This window comes from Oceanimonas baumannii, from assembly GCF_002245495.1.
In the GTDB taxonomy this organism is placed as follows: Bacteria; Pseudomonadota; Gammaproteobacteria; order Enterobacterales; family Aeromonadaceae; genus Oceanimonas; species Oceanimonas baumannii.
Genome location: NZ_NQJF01000008.1, coordinates 1 through 20,214 on the forward strand (window position 1 = coordinate 1; position 20,214 = coordinate 20,214).

21 protein-coding genes and 1 pseudogene are annotated in these 20,214 nt (G+C 56.0%); 17 read left to right on the top strand and 5 right to left on the bottom strand.

Features of this window, described 5'->3' with window-relative positions; genetic code table 11:
- Window positions 1-93: 93 nt before the first annotated feature.
- Both B6S09_RS10210 and B6S09_RS10215 read right to left on the bottom strand, forming a co-directional pair.
- Window positions 94-1,206 (bottom strand): 2,3-butanediol dehydrogenase, encoded by a 1,113-nt coding sequence (locus B6S09_RS10210; protein ID WP_208321738.1) that lies wholly within the window; start codon window positions 1,204-1,206, stop codon window positions 94-96.
- Complete coding sequence (locus tag B6S09_RS10215) at window positions 1,206-2,192, bottom strand: thiamine pyrophosphate-dependent dehydrogenase E1 component subunit alpha (protein ID WP_094278395.1); 987 nt, start codon at window positions 2,190-2,192, stop codon at window positions 1,206-1,208. The genes B6S09_RS10210 and B6S09_RS10215 overlap by 1 nt, the downstream gene beginning before the upstream one ends.
- 222 nt (window positions 2,193-2,414) lie before the next feature.
- Between B6S09_RS10215 and B6S09_RS18835 the strand changes: the two are divergent.
- Together B6S09_RS18835 and B6S09_RS10220 are read left to right on the top strand one after the other, a co-directional pair.
- A pseudogene (locus tag B6S09_RS18835) lies at window positions 2,415-2,846 on the top strand (hypothetical protein); the annotation flags it as partial.
- The gene (locus tag B6S09_RS10220) at window positions 2,845-4,221 is read left to right on the top strand and encodes a sigma-54-dependent Fis family transcriptional regulator (protein WP_208321736.1); all 1,377 of its coding nucleotides are present in this window, start codon (window positions 2,845-2,847) and stop codon (window positions 4,219-4,221) included. The pseudogene B6S09_RS18835 and the gene B6S09_RS10220, both read left to right, overlap by 2 nt.
- A gap of 3 nt (window positions 4,222-4,224) precedes the next feature.
- On the opposite strand, the gene B6S09_RS10225 is transcribed toward B6S09_RS10220, so the two are convergent.
- Window positions 4,225-4,695, bottom strand: a complete 471-nt coding sequence (locus B6S09_RS10225) for a hypothetical protein (protein ID WP_094278396.1) — start codon at window positions 4,693-4,695, stop codon at window positions 4,225-4,227.
- 305 nt (window positions 4,696-5,000) lie between these two features.
- Here B6S09_RS10225 and ccoN point away from each other — a divergent pair, with 305 nt between their 5' ends.
- The 11 genes from ccoN (at window position 5,001) to ttcA (ending at window position 14,832) form a co-directional block, all read left to right on the top strand.
- Window positions 5,001-6,425 carry a cytochrome-c oxidase, cbb3-type subunit I gene (gene ccoN / locus B6S09_RS10230; RefSeq protein WP_094278397.1) on the top strand — a complete coding sequence of 475 codons (1,425 nt, stop codon included), beginning with the start codon at window positions 5,001-5,003 and terminating at the stop codon, window positions 6,423-6,425.
- Between the two features lie 17 nt (window positions 6,426-6,442).
- Window positions 6,443-7,051 (top strand): cytochrome-c oxidase, cbb3-type subunit II, encoded by a 609-nt coding sequence (ccoO, locus tag B6S09_RS10235; protein ID WP_094278398.1) that lies wholly within the window; start codon window positions 6,443-6,445, stop codon window positions 7,049-7,051.
- A gap of 11 nt (window positions 7,052-7,062) precedes the next feature.
- Entirely contained in the window at window positions 7,063-7,281 is a 219-nt protein-coding gene (locus B6S09_RS10240) for a cbb3-type cytochrome oxidase subunit 3 (RefSeq protein ID WP_094278399.1), read from the top strand.
- Entirely contained in the window at window positions 7,278-8,288 is a 1,011-nt protein-coding gene (gene ccoP, locus B6S09_RS10245; RefSeq protein WP_094278400.1) for a cytochrome-c oxidase, cbb3-type subunit III, read from the top strand. The genes B6S09_RS10240 and ccoP overlap by 4 nt, the downstream gene beginning before the upstream one ends.
- 88 nt (window positions 8,289-8,376) lie before the next feature.
- The gene (locus B6S09_RS10250; protein WP_094278401.1) at window positions 8,377-8,862 is read left to right on the top strand and encodes a FixH family protein; all 486 of its coding nucleotides are present in this window, start codon (window positions 8,377-8,379) and stop codon (window positions 8,860-8,862) included.
- 3 nt (window positions 8,863-8,865) lie between these two features.
- Window positions 8,866-11,235 (top strand): heavy metal translocating P-type ATPase, encoded by a 2,370-nt coding sequence (locus tag B6S09_RS10255; protein ID WP_094278402.1) that lies wholly within the window; start codon window positions 8,866-8,868, stop codon window positions 11,233-11,235.
- On the top strand, window positions 11,232-11,435 hold the full coding sequence (gene ccoS, locus B6S09_RS10260) for a cbb3-type cytochrome oxidase assembly protein CcoS (protein ID WP_094278403.1): 204 nt from the start codon (window positions 11,232-11,234) through the stop codon (window positions 11,433-11,435). The genes B6S09_RS10255 and ccoS overlap by 4 nt, the downstream gene beginning before the upstream one ends.
- The gene (locus tag B6S09_RS10265; RefSeq protein WP_094278404.1) at window positions 11,419-12,102 is read left to right on the top strand and encodes a sulfite exporter TauE/SafE family protein; all 684 of its coding nucleotides are present in this window, start codon (window positions 11,419-11,421) and stop codon (window positions 12,100-12,102) included. The genes ccoS and B6S09_RS10265 overlap by 17 nt, the downstream gene beginning before the upstream one ends.
- A gap of 63 nt (window positions 12,103-12,165) precedes the next feature.
- Entirely contained in the window at window positions 12,166-12,909 is a 744-nt protein-coding gene (locus tag B6S09_RS10270) for an FNR family transcription factor (protein WP_094278405.1), read from the top strand.
- Window positions 12,910-12,930: 21 nt separating this feature from the next.
- Window positions 12,931-13,845, top strand: coding sequence for a universal stress protein UspE (uspE, locus tag B6S09_RS10275; RefSeq protein WP_094278406.1), 915 nt, complete (start codon window positions 12,931-12,933; stop codon window positions 13,843-13,845).
- A 69-nt stretch (window positions 13,846-13,914) separates the two neighbouring features.
- Window positions 13,915-14,832 carry a tRNA 2-thiocytidine(32) synthetase TtcA gene (gene ttcA, locus B6S09_RS10280; RefSeq protein ID WP_094278575.1) on the top strand — a complete coding sequence of 306 codons (918 nt, stop codon included), beginning with the start codon at window positions 13,915-13,917 and terminating at the stop codon, window positions 14,830-14,832.
- Between the two features lie 26 nt (window positions 14,833-14,858).
- Here ttcA and B6S09_RS10285 read toward each other — a convergent pair whose 3' ends face one another.
- Both B6S09_RS10285 and B6S09_RS10290 read right to left on the bottom strand, forming a co-directional pair.
- Window positions 14,859-15,458: a DUF2987 domain-containing protein gene (locus B6S09_RS10285; RefSeq protein ID WP_094278407.1), complete on the bottom strand. Its 600-nt coding sequence runs from the start codon at window positions 15,456-15,458 to the stop codon at window positions 14,859-14,861.
- Window positions 15,458-16,219, bottom strand: a complete 762-nt coding sequence (locus B6S09_RS10290) for a DUF2189 domain-containing protein (protein ID WP_094278408.1) — start codon at window positions 16,217-16,219, stop codon at window positions 15,458-15,460. Before B6S09_RS10290 ends, B6S09_RS10285 begins: the two co-directional genes overlap by 1 nt.
- 230 nt (window positions 16,220-16,449) lie before the next feature.
- On the opposite strand from B6S09_RS10290, the gene potA reads away from it, so the two are divergent.
- From potA to B6S09_RS10310, 4 genes are read left to right on the top strand one after another with little or no spacing between them, the layout of a single operon-like run.
- Window positions 16,450-17,559, top strand: a complete 1,110-nt coding sequence (gene potA, locus B6S09_RS10295; protein ID WP_094278409.1) for a spermidine/putrescine ABC transporter ATP-binding protein PotA — start codon at window positions 16,450-16,452, stop codon at window positions 17,557-17,559.
- A complete protein-coding gene (gene potB, locus B6S09_RS10300; protein ID WP_094278410.1) occupies window positions 17,546-18,412 on the top strand; it encodes a spermidine/putrescine ABC transporter permease PotB in 867 nt (288 codons plus the stop codon). The genes potA and potB overlap by 14 nt, the downstream gene beginning before the upstream one ends.
- Window positions 18,396-19,166, top strand: a complete 771-nt coding sequence (gene potC, locus B6S09_RS10305) for a spermidine/putrescine ABC transporter permease PotC (RefSeq protein WP_094278411.1) — start codon at window positions 18,396-18,398, stop codon at window positions 19,164-19,166. The genes potB and potC overlap by 17 nt, the downstream gene beginning before the upstream one ends.
- Entirely contained in the window at window positions 19,163-20,212 is a 1,050-nt protein-coding gene (locus B6S09_RS10310; RefSeq protein WP_094278412.1) for an ABC transporter substrate-binding protein, read from the top strand. The genes potC and B6S09_RS10310 overlap by 4 nt, the downstream gene beginning before the upstream one ends.
- Window positions 20,213-20,214 lie beyond the last annotated feature (2 nt).

The following is a 20,214-nucleotide window of genomic DNA, read 5'->3' on the forward strand; positions in this document are numbered from 1 at the left end:
CCATTCATAGTGATAAGCTGCTGTTCAAAAGACAGCATATGATCACAGTGAGATCTGATCGTCAAAGCGATCCTCGAAAATCGACATTTTTCTTCAGAAAACGCGCGTTCCGGTGTAAAAAGTGGCTACTAATGTTTTCATTTTTACCCCGCTGAAAGCCTTGCCACGCAAGGGTTTTTCATGATCTTGCCCTGGTGGGATACGCCCGGTGATCAGTGGTGTTACGTCTATCTTCCCTTGAGCGATAAGATCAATGACCTCGGCGAATTCGCCGCTGTAGGCCAAAGCGCCGACCAACTTCTTCTCAGTGGCGACGATGTTGAAGAAGTTAAACTCACTCGGTTCTTCGAAGATGCCGACCAGCACACAACAGCCAGCCTTGCGCAGCACGTCGATGGCGAGTTTGGCAGTTTGTTTGTGACCGATGCACTCGATGGACAGATCTGCGCCGTCACCGCCGGTCAGCGCCCTCACCTCAGCCACGGCGTCGCAGTTAGCGGGATCCAGTACCAGGCAGGCGCCCACGTCCAGTGCCTTCTGCTTGCGCGCCGTCGACATTTCCAGGGCGATGATGCGGCCGGCGCCTGCAGCTCGGGCACACATGATGGTGCACAGCCCTATGGTCCCGGCGCCCACCACCACCAGAGTCTTGCCAGTGATGTCGCCGGCCTGGCGGACCGCGTGCATGCCCACCGCCAGTGGCTCTATCAGGGCGCCCGCCTCGAGCGGAAAGCCCGCGGGCAATCGGTACAGCAGGCTGGCGGGCACGTTGACGTATTCGGCGAAAGCACCGTCGCTCATCAGGCCGGTGAAGGCCAGCCGCTCGCACAGGTTGATCTTTCCTTCCAGGCAGTAGCGACATTCGCCACAGTGCTGACAGGCATCGGCGGTGACCCGGTCGCCGGCGGCAAAACCCGAGACGCCCTCGCCCAAGGCCACTATTTCGCCGCAGAATTCGTGGCCAAGGATGCACTGTCCCTTAAGGCCTGTAAGCGGATGAGGCTGGTCAACGGGAATAAATACGGGGCCGGCCAAATATTCGTGTAAATCGGAGCCGCAGATGCCGCACCAGTGCACCTTGATCTGGGCCCAGCCCGCTGCCGGTGCTGGCGGATGCGGGACCCGCTCCAGGCGGATATCCTGGCGTCCGTGCCAGACGGCGGCGCTCATGGTGATGGCTTGAGTCATGGTGAGATCCTCGTTCATTAGACAAATACCTTTTCCAGGGCAGCTTCAGGTATGGGATAAGCACTTTCCCGAGCGAAGCATATGGCAGCATCTACCTGCTCGCGGGCGGCCTGTATCATGCGCAGATCTTCCGGCTCGGTCAGGGTGCCGTCGTCAAGCAGCAAAGAACGAAACGCGGGAATGGGATCCCTGGCCTGCAACGCTTCCTTTTCGCCCTTGGGCCGATAACCCTCGGCGTCGCCCATGAAGTGGCCGGCCAGGCGGTAGGTTTCGATTTCGATAAGGCTGGGCCCCTCGCCCCGGCGGGCTCGGTCGATGGCCTCGCCCGCTGCCGCGAAAATAGCGAGGGGGTCATTGTCGGGCACGAAGATACCGGGCATGCCGTAGGCGGCGGCGCGATCGTTGTTACGGTCTACTGCCGTGGACTGGCGTTTGGCCACCGAGATGCCCCAGGCGTTGTCTTCGATCACGAATACCACCGGCAGCTTCCATACTGCAGCCAGGTTCAGAGTCTCATGGAAAGCTCCCTGATTGGCTGCGCCTTCACCAAGGAAGGCCACTGCCACACCGGCTTTACCCTGCAACTTGCGCGACAAGGCAGCGCCTACCGCAGGGCCCATGCCCTGGGCGATAATACCGGAGCAGGAAAAGTTCACCCGGCTATCGAATAGATGCATATGACCGCCACGACCGCCGCTCAGTCCCGTTTCTTTGCCAAAAATCTCTGCCGTCATTTCATTCAGATTTACCCCTTTGGCGATGGCAATATGGTGAGGTCTGTGAGTGGCGGTGACGATATCAATGGCCGACAGGTGAGCACACACACCCACGGCACAAGGCTCCTGCCCATTGGACAAGTGCATTTCGCCAGGAATGGGGCCCTTGGCCATATTGAAGGCAGGACTCTTTCCCTCCATGTAGATTGTCTCGATTGCTTCCTCAAAGAAACGACTGATCAGCATCTGTTGATACATCCAGTGCAATTGGGTGCGTTCGGGCTTCATATTCCCTCCTTCGCTACGGTGATGATGAAGGAAGACTCGCAAAGACCGTGCCAAAGATGATAAAAAGATGTTAACACTGTGTTTACAGGCGATACCGTAGATCCAGCCGACAGGGCCCGGCGGTCACTGTCGCAGTAGTGCTACAACTGTCGCAGCACGGGTGTGACAGCTGTATCAGGCTGGCCATACTGGAACAAAGGAAATGAGCAAGGAGAGATGCCAATGTCGTTATCGGATGATACCGTTGCCCGGTTGCTGGGCGAGCGTCTGGGGCCGGGCAACCGGGTAGCTGATCCGCAAATTCTTGGCTCCTGGCGCCGTTGCCTGGAACAGTACCGGCTTGACCCCAGTCATGCCCATCCCCGTCCCCGTCTCAGCACTGCCGAACTGAACGCCCTGCGCGAACCCCTGGACATGTTGCTGAACCAGCCGTTCCATGGCCTTAGCCGGTTGCGCCGCAGCGCCGTTGAAGCCGGCTACAACTTACTGTTGACCGACGCCCAAGGGGTGGTGGTGGCCAGCTACCAAGATGCGGACGCCAGCCCCGAGTTGGCTCGTAAGGGGATGGCTTCAGGTTCGGTATGGACCGAAGCCCTGGTAGGTACCAATGGCCTGGGCACCTGCCTGACTACCAGACAACCGATCACCGTCCATGCCGGGGAACATTTCGATGCCGGCCTTTACCCCTTCAGTTGTACCACCGCCCCCTGTTTGCCGGGGACAGCAGACCGCCGACGAGCTGGAAGCCCTGTTGTTCCGCCGCCACCACGCCGATGCCTTGATCGTGGCAGTGACCCGAGAGCAAAAAATAGAGCCCATTGCCCTGCTGGCCCTGGACGAGAAAGGCCGGGTACGGGGGCTTACCACTGCCCTGCTGCGTATCTTGTCCTTCCATCAGCGGGATACCTTGATGGGCCAGCCGGTAAGTGAATTGCTCGGCGTCGGGCTCGATGCCCTGCTGGCCAGCCGGCCCGACTCACCTCTCCCTCTCGGCCTGTGCCACTGGCAGGCCTGGCAGCTGGCACCGGTCACCACCTCTACTCCGTCTGTCAAAACGTCCCGGGCAGCGGATCCGCTGGAGCAGGCCGCCGGCGAGGACCCAGGCCTATTGCACCAGGCCACTGTCTGCCGGCGAATGGTTGACAGAGGCATCAGCATCCTGATCCAGGGAGAAACCGGTACCGGCAAGGAAGTCTGGGCCCGTGCACTGCATAACAGCAGTGCACGCCATGACAAGGCCTTTATTACCCTCAATTGTGCTGCCATTCCCGAAAGCCTGATCGAGAGCGAGCTATTCGGTTACGGCGCCGGCAGTTTTACCGGGGCGCTCAAGGGCGGTAAGCAGGGCAAGATCGCTGCCAGCTCCGGTGGTACTCTGTTCCTTGACGAAATAGGCGACATGCCGTTGGCACTGCAGACCCGGCTGCTGCGAGTGCTGGCGGAGCAGGAAGTTACCCCGGTAGGCGAACTCAGGGCGGTGCCGGTCGAGCTCAATGTGATCTGTGCCACCCACCGGGAGCTCACTGGACTGGTGGCCGAAGGGCGATTCCGGGAAGATCTCTACTACCGGATAAGCTCACTCAAAGTCGCCTTGCCACCGCTGCGGGAGCGGCAGGACCGCCGTATCCTGATCCGGCTGCTACTGGCGGAGCTGGCGAACGGGACGGTCCCGTCGTTCGACGCCGAAGTAGAACAACGGCTGCTCGGTTATGCCTGGCCCGGTAATATCCGTCAGCTCAAGAGCGTGCTGCAGTATGCCCTGGCCATGACCGATGAAGGAATCATCAGGCCCGAACACCTGCCAGACGAAGTGCTTGGTGACGATTCCAAGCCATTACGGGAAGATAAAATGCGTCCGTCCCTGACGGTGGTCCGGGAGCAGCAGGAACGGCAGCTGCTACTGGAAACCCTGGAGCACTATCAGTGGACCATCACCCGGGCAGCCGCTGCGCTCGGCGTAAGCCGGGCCACCCTGCACCGCAAGATTAACCGCTACGGCTTGGTGTCGCCCAACAAGGGCTGCCGTTGAGATTCAGCGACGCACCTCGAACAGAAATTTCAGCCGATGGGTTTCTTCTCCCTGTCTGACATCCAGCACCCAGGCCCACAGCATGCGTTCTTCTGAACAGCTGCCCACCAGCGCGCTGCCTCGCCAGACTCCCTCTCCGGTATGCTCAATCAGCGCCGGTAAGGTTCCCATATACATACTCTCCCCTTCCAGTACGCTACGTGTAATGACGGCGTCAGGATCAGATAACACCACCTGCAGTGAAAACGGAGTTTCAGCCTGCAGATCGTCACTCAGCAGTTGTGCACTTACTGTCAGCTCCTGCTGTTGCTGAACGCAAGTAGCGTGAGACAAGTCACAATAGTCAGATATTTTCTGAACGGTTTCTGTCACCTCCTCCTCATTACTGCAGGTACGCAGGAAGAAAGCGGCCGCTAAAATGACCAGCACAATCAGAATTTGTGCCAGTTTGGGGCCGGTAAGACGTTCTCTCATACTGTTTTGGTTCCGGTTGCGAGGTTGTTTTGATAGTCCCGTTGATCTTGATCAACACGTTCGGTTATGCCTTGTGGAGCGGCTAAAGAGGTAATCATATTACTGTTTATACTGTTATTTTGGCACCCACTCCATTATCATCTGTGCCGAGTTTCGGGGGCTGCTTTGCTTTGTTAACAAAGAGTTAATGAAACTAAGCGAATACCGAAACCTATGCTAGAAACCGGTAACTTTATCCTTCCGATGTGAGCACCCTGGCGTGAGCACTAAATCTGAATAACAGCAGTGGAAGCGGAACTATAACGATGAGTCAAACTAATAATCAACCAAACTACAACTACGCCGTAGTTCGTCAGTTTACGGTCGCTACCGTATTCTGGGGTATCGTAGGTATGTCGTTGGGTGTGCTGATTGCAGCACAGCTGATCTGGCCTGCCCTTAACTTCGAGACACCCTGGCTGACCTACAGTCGGCTTCGCCCGTTACACACCAATGCGGTAATTTTTGCATTTGGCTGTAACGCCCTGATGGCCACCTCCTTTTATGTGGTACAACGTACCTGTCAGACCCGCCTGTTCGGTGGTGGCCTGGCGTCGTTTGTATTCTGGGGCTGGCAGGCAATTCTTGTTGCTGCCGTTATCTCTTTACCACAGGGTTACACCACCACTAAGGAATACGCAGAGCTGGAATGGCCGATCGACATCGCCATTGCCGTGGTCTGGGTGGCTTATGCCATTGTGTTCTTCGGCACGGTTGTCCGCCGCACCACTTCCCACATTTATGTAGCCAACTGGTTCTACGGCGCGTTTATTCTGACCGTTGCCGTGCTGCATATTGTGAACAGTATGGCTGTCCCGGTCAGCGGCATGAAGTCTTACTCCATGTATTCCGGTGCTGCGGATGCCATGATCCAGTGGTGGTATGGCCATAACGCCGTAGGTTTCCTGCTCACCGCCGGTTTCCTGGGCATGATGTATTATTTCGTTCCCAAGCAAGCTGGTCGCCCGGTTTACTCTTACCGTCTGTCCATCGTGCACTTCTGGGCACTGATCACCCTGTACATCTGGGCCGGTCCGCACCACCTGCACTATACAGCCCTGCCCGACTGGGCCCAGTCTCTGGGTATGGTCATGTCTCTGATCCTGTTCGTCCCCTCCTGGGGTGGCATGATCAACGGCATCATGACCCTGTCCGGTGCCTGGCACAAACTGCGTTATGACCCCATTCTGCGCTTCCTGATCGTGTCTCTGTCATTCTATGGCATGTCCACGTTCGAAGGCCCCATGATGGCGATCAAAACCGTTAACGCCCTCTCCCACTACACCGACTGGACCGTAGGTCACGTTCACTCCGGTGCTCTGGGCTGGGTTGCCATGGTTTCCATCGGTGCCGTATATCACCTGATCCCCAACCTGTTCGGTCAGCAACGCATGTACAGCCTGGGCCTGATCAACACCCACTTCTGGCTGGCGACCATCGGTACCGTTCTGTACATCGTGGCCATGTGGATCAGCGGTGTGATGCAGGGTCTGATGTGGCGTGCTGTAAACGAAGACGGCACCCTGACCTACAGCTTTGTTGAAAGCCTGCAGGCCTCCTATCCGTTCTATTTCGTACGTTTCCTGGGCGGTGTTTTCTTTGTCACCGGTATGCTGCTGATGGCGTATAACGCTTATCGCACCATCAAGGCGCCGAAAGGCTCCCTGCAAGCTATCCCCCAACCGGCCTGATTAAAGGAGACACGTGAATGAAAAATCGTCATGAACTGGTCGAAAAGAACACGTTTTGGCTGATCGTGCTCACTGTAACGGCAATCAGCTTCGGTGGTCTGGTAGAAATCGTACCGCTGTTTTTCCAGCAGCAGACCAACGAACCGGTTGAGGGACTGCGCCCCTACACCGCGCTGGAAATGGAAGGCCGCGATATTTATATCCGCGAAGGTTGTCATGTGTGTCACAGCCAGATGATCCGTCCGTTCCGAGCTGAAACCGAGCGTTACGGTCACTATTCCGTTGCCGGTGAAAGTGTGTGGGAGCACCCCTTCCTGTGGGGCTCCAAGCGTACCGGTCCGGATCTGGCCCGTGTCGGTGGTCGTTACTCTGATGAATGGCACCGTGTGCACCTGATTGATCCGCGCGCTGTGGTTCCCGAGTCCAACATGCCTGCTTTCCCCTGGCTGGAAACCAACACGCTGGACGGCAAGGACACTGCCAAAAAGCTGAGCGTATTCCGGGACAGCTTTGGTGTTCCGTACACCGATGCCGACATTGAAGGTGCCCAGGCGGCCGTTCAGGGTAAAACCGAAATGGAAGCCATCATCGCCTATCTGCAATCCTTGGGTCACGCCCTTAAATAACCGGAGTCGATATGGATTTCAGTACCTTGGAAGCCCTGAAGCCAACCCTGATCAGTTTTCAGACCCTGGCCTTGCTGGTGTTGTTCGCAGGCATTGTCTGGTGGGCCTTCGGCAAGCGCAGAAAGGGCAAGTTTGATGATGCCGCCCACTCCATCTTTAACGATGAAGACGAGCAGCAGAAAACGCGTCAGGGTACTGAGCAGGATCGCGCAGGAGCTAATAAAAAATGAATACTTTTTTGAGCATTTTTGTAACCGTGATCAGCCTGGGCACCATTTTTGGCTGTCTGGCGCTGCTCATCTGGTGCACCAAAGACAAGATGGGAATGGAAGAAGGTGCGCCCACCGGGCACACTTTTGACGGCATCTCCGAACTGAACAACCCGCTGCCCAAGTGGTGGAGCTACATGTTCCTGTTCATGGTTGTCTTCTCACTTGTCTATCTGGTGCTTTACCCCGGTCTGGGCAACTTCAAGGGCGTACTGGGCTGGGAAAGCTCCAACCAGAATATTCGTTCTCTGGAAGAGTCCCATGCTGCCTCTGCCGCTGCCCGTGATGAAGGTCGTCTGGTGCAGTATGAGCGTGAGATGGTGAAAGCTGATGACGTCTTTGGTGCCAAGTTCCGTGAACTGGTATACGAGTCCGATGCTGCCGGTGAGTTTGTTAAAGATGAAAACGGTAACCGCGTTTTCCGTGCCATTGCTGACATCGCTCAGGATGAAGAAGCCACCAAGGTGGGGCAGCGTCTGTATCTGCAGAACTGTGCCCAGTGCCATGGCTCCGATGCTCGTGGTGCCCGCGGCTTCCCCAACCTGACCGACGGTGACTGGCTGTGGGGCGGCTCGCCTGAAGCCATCAAACATACCATTATGGCGGGCCGCAAGTCTGCCGGTATGGCTGCCTGGGAACCCATGCTGGGTGCAGATGGCGTGGAAGAAGTGGCCAGCTATGTACTCAGCCTGTCCGGCCGTAAGGTGGATCCGGTTGAAGCACAGAAAGGCCAGGCTCGTTTCGCCGTGTGTGCCGGTTGTCACGGTGCCGATGGTAAAGGTAACCCTGCCCTGGGCGCGCCTAACCTGACCGACAACATCTGGCTGTATGGCGGCTCTCGTGCTGCCGTCGAAGACTCCATCCGTAACGGCCGCGCCGGTGTGATGCCTGCCTGGAAAGATATTCTGGGTGAAGACAAGGCACACCTGCTGGCGTCTTACGTGTACAGCTTGAGTGGCAAGCAATAAAGCCTCTGGGCTTTGAATGGAAAGCCCCGTTCGCGGGGCTTTTTTGTTATATTGGCAACCGACCTTTTTCGTAGTAGGAATCCCTGTTATGCAACGTCCCTGGTATCAACAATTCTGGCCCTGGTTCTTGATCATTCTGCCCGCCTGTGTGGTCGTGGCCAGTCTGTATACCCTGTATCTTGCCAGCTCCCATGCTGATGCCATGGTGGTGGATAACTATTACAAAAAAGGCCGTGCGATTAATCAGGACCTGAGTGAGCTGAAAGAAGCCGAGCGTCTTGGTCTTGTCGCTGAGCTAAGCCTTGATAAAGGTGAGATACGGGTCAAAATGCAGGGAGAGCATGAAGCCGGCGAAGCCATTTATCTGCTGCTGAGCCACCCTACCCTGGCAGAGCAGGACGTAAAGGCACTGCTGACCAGTGACGGCAACGGAGTTTACCGTCTGCGTCCGGATCACGAGTTGCTGAAAGGCAAGTGGCATCTGCAACTGGAGGCCTTTGACAAACGCTGGCGTATGCAGGACACGATTTATCTTCCCACTTCCGGCTGGCTTCAGATCCACAGCGGGAGCTAAGCCATGAGCGGCTGTTTTCATTGCGGTGAGCCCCTGCCGGCAGGGGCCGAATTTTCTGCGTTGCTGGAAGGTGAGCCCCGCCATTTCTGCTGCCCTGGCTGCCAAGCGGTGGCGGAAACCATTATCGACTGCGGTCTGGGCAGCTATTATCAGCACAGAACCAGCACCGCCCCCAAGGCAGACGCCCTGCCCGACGAACTGCGCCGGCTACAGCACTATGATCTGGATGAGATTCAGCAGGATTTCGTGCTGGAGCGGGACCATCTGCGCGAGGTGCAGCTCTCTATCAGCGGACTCACCTGTGCCGCCTGTGCCTGGCTGATTGAGCGGCACCTGAGCCAGGAGCCGGGGGTCTCGCTGATCCAGGTGAACACTACCACAGAGCGGGCCCGGCTGCGCTGGGATCAGCGTCAGACCCGGCTCAGTACCTTGCTCGCGGCCTTTGCCCATATCGGTTATCAGGCGCGCCCGTTTTTGCCCCATCAGCAGGAACAGGACTATAACCGCGAAGTGAGATCCTACCTGCTTCGCCTGGGGGTGGCCGGCATTGCCAGCATGCAGGTTATGATGGTGGGCTTTGCGCTGTATGAAGATTTATTTCCCGATATCGATCCCGGCCTGGTGCAATTGTTCCGCTGGGTCAGCCTGTGGTTGTCGATTCCGGTCATGGGCTACTCTGCCCTGCCCTTTTACCGCAATGCCTGGCGTGGCCTGAAAAACGGCGCGCTGAACATGGATCTGCCGGTATCACTGGCCATGCTGTTTGCCTTTATCGCGTCCATGTATGCCACCGTCACGGCAACCGGTGAGGTGTATTACGAGTGCGTGTCCATGTTTGCCTTCCTGCTGCTCACCGGCCGTTTCCTTGAGATGCGGGCCAAACGGCGGGCATCGGAAACCACCGCCAACCTCACCCACCATATACCCATGCTGGCCCGCCTTGAAACCGGTCATGACGAACAGGAAGTGGCGGCACGTACGCTGCAACCGGGTCAGATTGTCCGGGTATCACCCGGCGCGGTGATACCGGCGGACGGCGATATTCTGGAAGGCAGAACCAGCGTGGACGAGTCCATGCTGACCGGTGAGCACCTGCCGGTTTCCCGCAAGGTCGGTGATCCGGTATTTGCCGGCACCACCAACGTGGAATCACCGTTGCGTATTCGTGTCAGCCGACGCCTGGCCGATGCCCGGGTGTCGGAAATTCTGCGCGCGCAGGATGATGCCCTGCTCGACAAGCCCAAAGTGGCCCTGCTGGCAGATCAGCTGTCCCGTTATTTTGTGGCGGCATTGCTGCTCGCCACGCTGGGAACCTACCTGGTATGGCTGCAACTGGACGCTGACCGTGCCTTCTGGGTGATGTTGTCGGTACTGGTGGCCACCTGCCCCTGCGCTCTGTCTCTGGCTACCCCAACGGCGTTGACCGTGGCGACGTCCCGGCTGACGCAAGGCGGCGTGCTGGTGCGCCGGGCTCATGTGCTGGATACCTTGCCCAAGGCCACCCGCATCGTGTTTGATAAAACCGGCACGCTCACTCAAGGCAAGGTGGCACTGGCCAGCGTAACGCTGCTGGGTGAACTGCCGGAAAGTCAGGCTCTGACCATCGCGGCGGCGCTGGAAACCGGCTCCGAGCACCCGATTGCCCGCGCTTTTCTGCCCTATGCCGATGGCAACAGGCCGGTACAGCAACGGCAAAACCACGTCGGCCGGGGCGTCAGTGGTATGGTCGATAATCATGAGTGGCGTCTGGGCAGTGCTGCCTGGCTTAACCCCGGCGTCACCGATGCCGGCTTGTGCGTGTATCTTGCCAACGAACAGGGGCTGCAGGCCCGTTTTGAACTGACCGATCCACTGCGGGCAGAAGCCGCCGAACTGGTGCGCCGTTGCCATGAGCAGGGGCTCAAGACCACCATTCTGACCGGTGACGGTTCGGGCCAGGCTGATAAGGTGGCAGCAACCCTTGGCATCACCGAGCTGCGCAAAAACGTCGCCCCCGATGACAAACTGGCCTATCTGCATGAACGGGCCAACGCCGGTGACATTTGCCTGATGGTCGGAGATGGCATTAACGATGCTCCGGTACTGGCCGGTGCCCATGCTTCCTTTGCCATGGCCGGCGGCACCGATATCGCCAAAAACAGCGCTGATGCCATTTTGCTGGGCGACGATCTGCAACGGCTGCTGATGGCCCGCCATATTGCCGCCGCTGCCCGGCGTATTATCAAGCAAAACTTTTCCTGGGCACTGGGCTATAACCTGGTGGTACTGCCGCTGGCCGCCATGGGCCATGTGTCGCCCTGGTTTGCCATGCTGGGCATGTCGGCCAGCTCATTGATTGTCATGTCCAATTCCCTGAGGTTATCGCGCTTATGAATGGTGACACTATCTGGTATCTGATCCTGCCCATTGCCCTGATTTTGCTGGTAGTGGCCATTGCCGTGTTCTTCTGGTCGGTAAAAAGCAATCAGTTTGAAGACCTTGACCGCCACGGCAATAACATTCTGTTTGATGATGACCAGGACGCTCATCACCAGGCCCAGAGCAGGAAAGGTCATGATGACCAGTCAGCTTGACCCTTTTGCCGCCGTGCTGATTGGTCTGCTCGGTGCCGGGCACTGCATTGCCATGTGTGGCGGGGTCGCGGCTGCTTTCTCGATGGCCATTCCGCCATCTCAGCGTCGCTGGCAATGGCTTTATCTGCTCAGTTATAACACCGGCCGTATCGTCAGCTATGCCGTGGCCGGTGCTCTGGTAGGCGGTGTCTTTGCCGGGCTGGCCGATATCAGCATGGGCAAACAGGGCCTGCTCTGGCTGCGCTTGCTGGCGGGTATCATGATGATCTTGCTGGGGCTGTATCTGGCCCGCTGGTGGAGTGGCCTGCTGGCACTGGAGCGACTGGGTGGCGGCCTGTGGCGGTATCTCAAGCCTTTGGCCGGTCGCTTTGTTCCCTTTCGCAGCCCGCTGGCAGCCCTGCCTTTTGGCATGATCTGGGGCTGGCTGCCCTGTGGCCTGGTGTATTCGGCACTCACCTGGAGTGCCGTATCGGGCGGTGCCGTACAGGGAGCCACGGTCATGGCATTGTTCGGGCTGGGCACCTTACCCACCCTATTGGCACTGGGCGGACTGGCCGGCTCACTCAGGCACTGGCTGAATCACCCGCAGTTCCGTCAATTTTCCGGCATCATCTTGATTTTATACGGAATATTTACTCTATATCAGGCAATGATGCTGCTGCGCTAAACTATTAACCGCTTTTTTTTGGTGCTATGATTGACGCAGAATAGCAAACAGGCGACGGAGCACATGGGAAATATAATCAAAGCCGGTAAACAAACCACGGGGCGCGCCATTCACTGTCAGGACTGCAGTATCAGTCAGCTGTGTATTCCCCTGGGCCTGAATTCCGACGAGCTTGATGAGCTGGATAATATCATTGAGCGTAAAAAGCCCATTCAAAAAGGCCAGGAGTTATTCAAGGCGGGTGAGACACTGAGATCCCTCTATGCCATTCGTGCCGGCACCGTCAAGTCTTACACCATTACCGAGCAGGGTGATGAGCAGATCACCGCCTTCCATCTTGCTGGCGATCTGGTGGGCTTTGATGCCATTAACACAGGTGCTCACCCTTCTTTTGCCCAGGCGCTGGAAACGGCCATGGTATGCGAAATTCCCTATGAAGTGCTGGATGAGTTGTCAGGAAAAATGCCACGACTTCGCCAGCAGATCATGCGTTTGATGAGCAATGAAATTAACGGTGATCAGCAAATGATTCTGCTGCTTTCCAAAAAAACGGCGGAAGAGCGGCTGGCTGCATTTCTTCACGGGCTTTCCAGCCGTTTTGCCAAGCGAGGCTTTTCTGCCAGAGAGTTTCGTTTAAGCATGACCCGGGGCGATATCGGTAACTACCTGGGATTAACCGTAGAAACCGTTAGCCGCCTGCTCGGTCGTTTTCAGAAAAATGATTTAATTACCGTGGACGGAAAATACATTCGTATTTTGGATCAAAGCGAGCTGGCTCGTCTGGCCGGTGCGCCCGAGGCTGAATAACTGACGCCACAAGGAGGTGTTATGATCAAGTACCAACATATTCTGGTGGTGGTCGACCCGGTAGCCGAAGCACAGCCGGCCTTGCACCGGGCTGTTTCTGTGGCATCTCTGCAGGAAAATGCCACCATTACCCTGTTTCTTGCCATTTATGACTTTTCTTATGAAATGACGTCCATGCTCTCCAGCAGTGAGCGTGACGAAATGCGCGAAGGAGTGCTGCAGGGGCGTGAAGAGTGGCTGAAGAGTTTGCTCGTGCCTTATGCCGACAGCAAAGTTGAGTTTCATCTGAAGGTGGTGTGGCACAGCCGTCCCTTTGAAGCCATCATCCAGCAGGTCCAGGAACATCATCATGATCTGGTGGTGAAAAGCACCCATAAACACGCCATGATCCAGTCATTTATTTTCACTCCCACCGACTGGCACTTGTTGCGTAAATGCCCCTGCCCCGTTTTGCTGGTAAAAGAGCGGGACTGGCCAATGGGCGGAACGGTTCTGGCCGCCGTCAATTGCTGCAGTGACGATGACGCTCAGGAAACACTGAACGAAAAAGTGATCAGTGAAAGTGCCGAAGTCGCACGGCTGCTCTCAGCGACCCTGCACCTGGTTAACGCCTACCCCATTACTCCGGTAAACATGGCACTGGAGCTGCCCGATTTTGATCCCCATGCCTATAATGCGGCAGTCAAAAAACATCACGAGCGGGCACTTTATGAATATGCCGTGCGCTTCAGTCTGGAGTCCGAAAGCCTGCATCTGCTGGAAGGCTTGGCGGAAGAGGTGATCCCGGGCTGCGCCGACAGTATTGATGCCAGCCTGGTGATCCTTGGTTCAGTGGGCCGCACCGGCCTGTCAGCAGCCTTATTGGGCAATACCGCCGAGCATGTGATCGACAAGCTCAGCTGTGATGTACTGGTGCTGCGCCCCGACGCCGACTGATCCGTTTCCTTTCTTGCCCTCAGGGCCGCAGTCACTATAATGGCCCCTGTTTTTTTCGCCGGGGGCATTATGTCTGTTCAAACCGCCAAACAAGTCTATAACTTCAACAAGCTGCAAAAACGGCTGCGCCGCAACGTGGGCGAAGCCATCGCCGATTTCAATATGATTGAAGACGGTGACAGGGTCATGGTGTGCCTCTCGGGCGGAAAAGACAGCTATGCCCTGCTCGATATATTACGCAATCTGCAAGCCCACGCCCCCATTCGTTTTGACATTGTGGCGGTAAACCTGGATCAGAAACAGCCCGGTTTTCCCGAACACGTACTTCCCGCTTATCTGGACAATCTGGGTGTGGAGTACAAAATTGTTGAAGAAGATACCTATTCCATCGTTAAAGACAAAATTCCTGAAGGTAAAACTACCTGCTCGTTATGCTCGCGGCTGCGCCGTGGCATTTTGTACCGCACCGCCACCGAGCTGGGAGCTACCAAAATTGCCCTTGGTCACCACAGAGATGACATTCTCGAGACCCTGCTGCTGAACATGTTTTACGGCGGTACCATGAAATCCATGCCGCCCAAGCTGGTCAGCGATGATGGCAAACACGTGGTGATCCGCCCGCTGGCTTATGCCAAGGAAAAAGATCTGGTGCAATTTGCCGAAGCCCGGGAGTTTCCTATTATTCCCTGTAATCTCTGCGGCTCTCAGGAAAACCTGCAGCGCCAGGCCATCAAAGCCATGCTGCAAGACTGGGACAAGCGTTTCCCCGGCCGCATTGAAAGCATGTTCCGTTCGGTACAGAACCTGGTGCCGTCGCATTTGATGGATCATCAGCAGTTTGACTTCAAGAGTATTAACCGTGAGTCCGGTGTTATCGATGGTGGGGATATCGGTTTTGACAAGCCCGACGTCGCCCCCCGCTTTCAGCAGGATGACGACGAGGCTCCGGAGCCGGGCGAACGCCTGCAGATAGTTGAAGTGAAATAATAAAAAGGCGCGATGCGCCTTTTTATTTATAACCAGGGCGTTACCCGGACAGCAGGCAGCTGCCACTGTCTGTTGCCGGTCAGTGCGGCATCATCCAGTGCCAGTTTAGGCAGGCCTTCAATGCTCTCCCCCTGTTGCAGCGGCTGCAGTTGCACACCTTTTACCTCCGGCACAAAGTAACGGCCCGGCCAGCCAGCCATTTCTTCCAGCAGGGTTTTCATTTCGTCACGAATACTGCTTAACTGAGCCGCATCGGTCGCACCGGCAGGTAAAACAGCCTGGATCTGAATGGAAATGTCACACTGTACCGGGTTGTCCACCTCAAGCTTCACCACTGCCTTGTCAGAATCCAGCTGTTTATCATAGGGCAGGATAAACTCGCCATGAGGCAACACCTCTACTTCTCCCTTTTGCTGCCCTTCCATTTCAATGATGCCCGAATGAAGGGTGCACAGACCGTTACCATCACTGCGGCTGAGATAAAAGCCAAGGGTTGCCTGCTCGGTACCGGCATCGTCTACCGTGTCCAGGTGTTTATAGAATCCGCTATAGCCCAGCGACAGGGTATCGGCCTGCGCCGACACCGCCAGCAGGGACAGCGCCCCTGCAATCAGAGAATATTTCATCAGGCCTCAAAATGATTTGCTGAAGGTGAAGGAGAACGGCTGGCGCTGTGTTCGTCTTTGTGATGCCCGCCCACGCCACAGGCTTCCCGGTAAATAATGCCTTTTACCGTCATGTAAAGCGGTGCCACCCAGATAAGACCGATGCCAAAACTGAGAATGGCGGCCATAAACAGCACCACCAGCAGCAGGTGAATTACAATCAGATTCAGCCACTGACGGGCAAACAGTCTCAATGACACCAGAATGGCCTGTACCGGGCTCATCCCTTTTTCAAGGATCAACGGAAATACAAACATTAAGGCCATGCTCAGTACCAGGGTGGGCAACATGGCCACTGCCGCCGGTAAGCCCAGCGACGCCCCCAGCGGCAAAAACAGACTGGTCATAAAGCCCATTAGCAGACTGGCCACCGCCAGAGGGAGGATATAACGAAAGTAATCAAAAATCTGGCTGGGACGAATAGCACGGTCGACCGAGCGGTGAATGCCCATCATGTCCAGACCGCCACTCATGGGAGCAACAACCATGGAAATAATCAGACCCAGCAGGCTGCCGCTCCACGGCTCCTCGTCGCTGCCGGACAAGGGAAGCAGCAACTGGTTCAGTACCAGCCAGCAGCCTGCCACGCCAATGGCCGCCAGTACCATGGTCAGCTTGGCACCATAAATCCGTTGCCAGCCTTCTTGCAGCACAGCCTTGGGATCAAGTGCAAACCCACGTTCGAGAGACTGCTGCAGACGGGTAAAATCGGGTGTGTTCATTGATTCGGTTTCTGATTCAGGGAATGGCGTCATTATAGCGGTATCGGCCAGTTGCCGTAACCCTATGGCAACGCATTGAAATTTCAAAGTGAAAGCGGACATTAACGAACAACAAATCCGTTTGTTGCGGCAATTTTTATTTGCTTTGCTTCATTTGGGGCGGGACCTAGAATGCGCGATTCTTTCAGCATACCGAACGCGTGCGTTCCTATCGAGGTGCATTCAGGCAAATGGCCGAACACAAGACTCCCATTGTTACCCTTGCCGGGATCAGCAAATCCTTTGGTGACAAAACCATTATTGAACAGCTGGATTTGTCCATTTATGACGGTGAGTTTCTGACCCTGCTGGGTCCTTCCGGTTGTGGCAAAACCACGGTATTACGGCTGCTGGCCGGCCTGGAAAATCCCGATGCCGGCATCATTACGCTTGGCGGTGAAGATATTACCCGGGTGCCGGCCGAACAACGCCATGTCAACACCGTATTTCAAAGCTATGCGCTGTTTCCCCATATGACCATCTTTGAAAATGTGGCCTTTGGCTTGCGCATGCAAAAAGTACCGGACGCCGACATAATACAGCGCGTACAGGAAGCGCTGCAAATGGTGCAGCTGGAGCCACTGGCCGGCCGCTATCCGCACCAGCTTTCCGGCGGTCAGCAGCAACGTATTGCCATTGCCCGGGCGGTGGTGAACCGGCCTCGTGTGCTGTTACTGGATGAGTCACTCAGTGCCCTCGACTACAAACTGCGGCGACAAATGCAGGTAGAGCTGAAAGCACTGCAGCGCCGTCTGGGCATCACCTTTGTGTTTGTCACCCATGATCAGGAAGAAGCCCTGTCCATGTCCGATCGCATTCTGGTCATGCAGGGCGGGCGTATTGTGCAGGATGGCAGTCCCCGGGATATTTATGAGTCTCCGGCAAATCTGTTCGTGGCCCGTTTTATCGGTGAAATCAACATTCTCGACGGTGAGCTGATCGCACCGGCGGAACAGCCCGGCCACTGGCAGGCAAACGTTGAAGGCCGCCGTTGCGTGGTACATACACAGCAGCAATTTACTGCCGGTGACAAGGTGTGTGTATTGCTGCGCCCGGAAGATTTGCGCATGGGTGCAGCAGACAGTCAGGCTGCTCTGCAGGGTGTCAGTGGCCGGATTCTCGACCGCCAGTATAAGGGCGCAACCCTGGAGTCCCGGGTTATCCTGCCTTCCGGGCGAGAGCTGCTGGTGTCGGAATTCTTTGATGAAGATGATCCAGATTTTGATTATGCCGTTGATCAACCGGTGGAAATTGGCTGGGTAGACAGCTGGGAGGTGGTACTGCCTTATGAACAGCACTAATCGCTTCCGTAATGTGACGGTAGGCCTGATCGTGGGCTGGTTGCTGCTGTTTGTATTTTTGCCCAACCTGATGATCATCACGACCAGCTTTCTTACCCGGGATCACGGCAGCCTGATCAGCCTTGTGTTCACCATGGAAAATTACAGCAGGCTGTTTGATCCCATGTATTTCAGTGTGTTGTGGCATTCACTGGTGATGGCCGGCACCGCCACCCTGCTCTGTTTACTGGTGGGCTACCCCTTTGCTTATATCGTGGCCGGCATGCCGGCACGCTGGCGGCCCATTTTGCTGTTTCTGATCATAGTGCCATTCTGGACCAACTCACTGATCCGCACCTACGCACTGAAGGCCGTGCTGGGTACCAAGGGGTTGCTGAACCAAAGCCTGCTGTCGCTGGGTATTATTGAGCAGCCATTGCGTATCATGTTTACCGAAACTGCGGTGGTTATCGGCATGGTCTATATTCTGTTGCCCTTTATGATACTGCCGCTGTATGCCGCCATCGAAAAGCTTGATGGTCGCCTGCTAGAAGCCGCACGGGATCTGGGCGCCGGTGCCCTGCCCCGTTTTTTACGTGTGGTATTACCGCTGACCATGCCCGGCATAGTGGCCGGTTGCCTGCTGGTATTTCTGCCGGCACTGGGCATGTTTTATATTTCGGACCTGCTCGGAGGCGCAAAGAACCTGCTGGTCGGCAATATTATCAAGTCGCAGTTTCTTACCATTCGGGACTGGCCTTTTGGTGCCGCCACCAGTGTCTCGCTGACGCTGATAATGGCGCTGTTGATCCTGGTCTATTACCACACCGGCAAGTTACTTAACCGGCGGAAGGTGAATGATGAAATGGCTTAAAGCAAGCTGGCTGCTGCTGGTGTTTGCCTGGCTGTATATTCCTATTGTGGTGCTGGTGATGAACTCCTTTAACAGCAATCGCTTTGGTATTCGCTGGGACGGCTTCAGTCTTGGCTGGTACGAACGGCTGGCCAATAACTCCGCGCTGATGGAAGCCGCCAGGCATTCGGTACTGATTGCCCTGCTGGCCGCCACCCTGGCCACGCTTATCGGCACGCTGGTTGCGGTGGCGCTGTACCGTTATCGCTTTCATGGCAAACGCTTCGTCGGGGGTATGCTGTTTGTCGTGATGATGTCGCCGGATATCGTGATGGCCATTTCATTGCTGGCGCTGTTTGTGATCCTTGGGGTATCCCTGGGCTTCTGGTCATTACTGCTGGCCCACATTACTTTCTGCCTGCCGTTTGTGGTGGTCACCGTCTATTCAAGGCTTAAGGGCTTTGATCTGCGCATGCTTGAGGCAGCCCGGGATCTGGGGGCCGGTGAAGGGGTGATTTTCCGGCGCATTCTGTTTCCGCTGGCATTGCCGGCCATTGCCGCCGGCTGGCTGCTGAGTTTCACCCTGTCACTGGATGATGTGATTGTCAGCTCCTTTGTTACCGGTCCGGGATATGAAGTGCTGCCGTTACGTATTTACTCCATGGTGAAAGTGGGTATTTCTCCAGAAGTGAATGCGCTGGCTACCCTGATGCTGGCGGTTTCTCTGGTTCTGGTAATGATCTCTCAATGGTTGTTAAGGAAAAAACACGGATGAACATTAAAATGAGTTCTCTGGCTGCCGTACTTGGCGCTGCCCTGCCCCTGCTGGCGCACGCCGAAGAGCGTCTGTCTGTCTATGCCTGGGCCGAATATCTGCCCGAAACGGTGCTGCAGGCATTTACCAAAGAAAGCGGCATCGCCGTGGATTATGCCAGTTTCGACTCTAACGAAGCCCTTTATGCCAAGCTGAAGCTGCTGCAAAGCAGCGGTGCCAAAGAAAGCTACGATGTGATTTTTCCATCCAGCTATATGCTCAGCAAAATGGCCCGGGAAGACATGCTGCTACCGCTGGATAAAAGCAAGCTGCCCCACTTCAGCTCCCTGGAGCCGGCATTGCTGAACCGGGATTTTGACAAGGACAATACCTACAGCATGCCTTATGCCTTTGGCAGTACCGCCATTGCCGTTAACCGGGATGAACTGCCTGAGGCAATTGTGCGTGGCTGGGGTGATTTATGGCGCAACGACTTTGCCGGCCAGCTGATGCTGACCGACGATATTCGTGAAAATTTCCAGATGGCACTACTGTCACAGGGGCTGGATGCCAACAGTGAGAAGCCGGAAGACATTGCCGCTGCCTATGAGAAATTACAGACATTGCAGCCCAATGTGTTGCTGTACAATTCTGACAACCCGCGGATGCCGTATATCACCGGCGAGACCAATATCGGGTTATTGTGGAGCGATCAGGCCTATAAAACGCAACAGGATGGCCTGAACCTGGATTACGTTTACCCGCAGGAAGGGGCTATTTTCTGGGTAGACAGTGCCGCCATTCCTGCCAATGCCAAGGCACCGGACGCAGCACACCGGTTTCTGGACTATCTGATGCGCCCGGAAGTAGCTGCGCAGATCATCACCGAGCTTGGCCTGGCGGTGCCCAACCAGCAGGCCAAGGCCTTGCTGCCCAAAGACATTGCGGAGCATCCCGTGCTGTTTCCGGCAGCCAGCGAGGTCGAAAACGGGCACTTTCAGCATGATCTGAGCGACGAGGTACTCGCCGTGTATGAAGGTTACTGGATAAAACTGCGTACACAGTAATA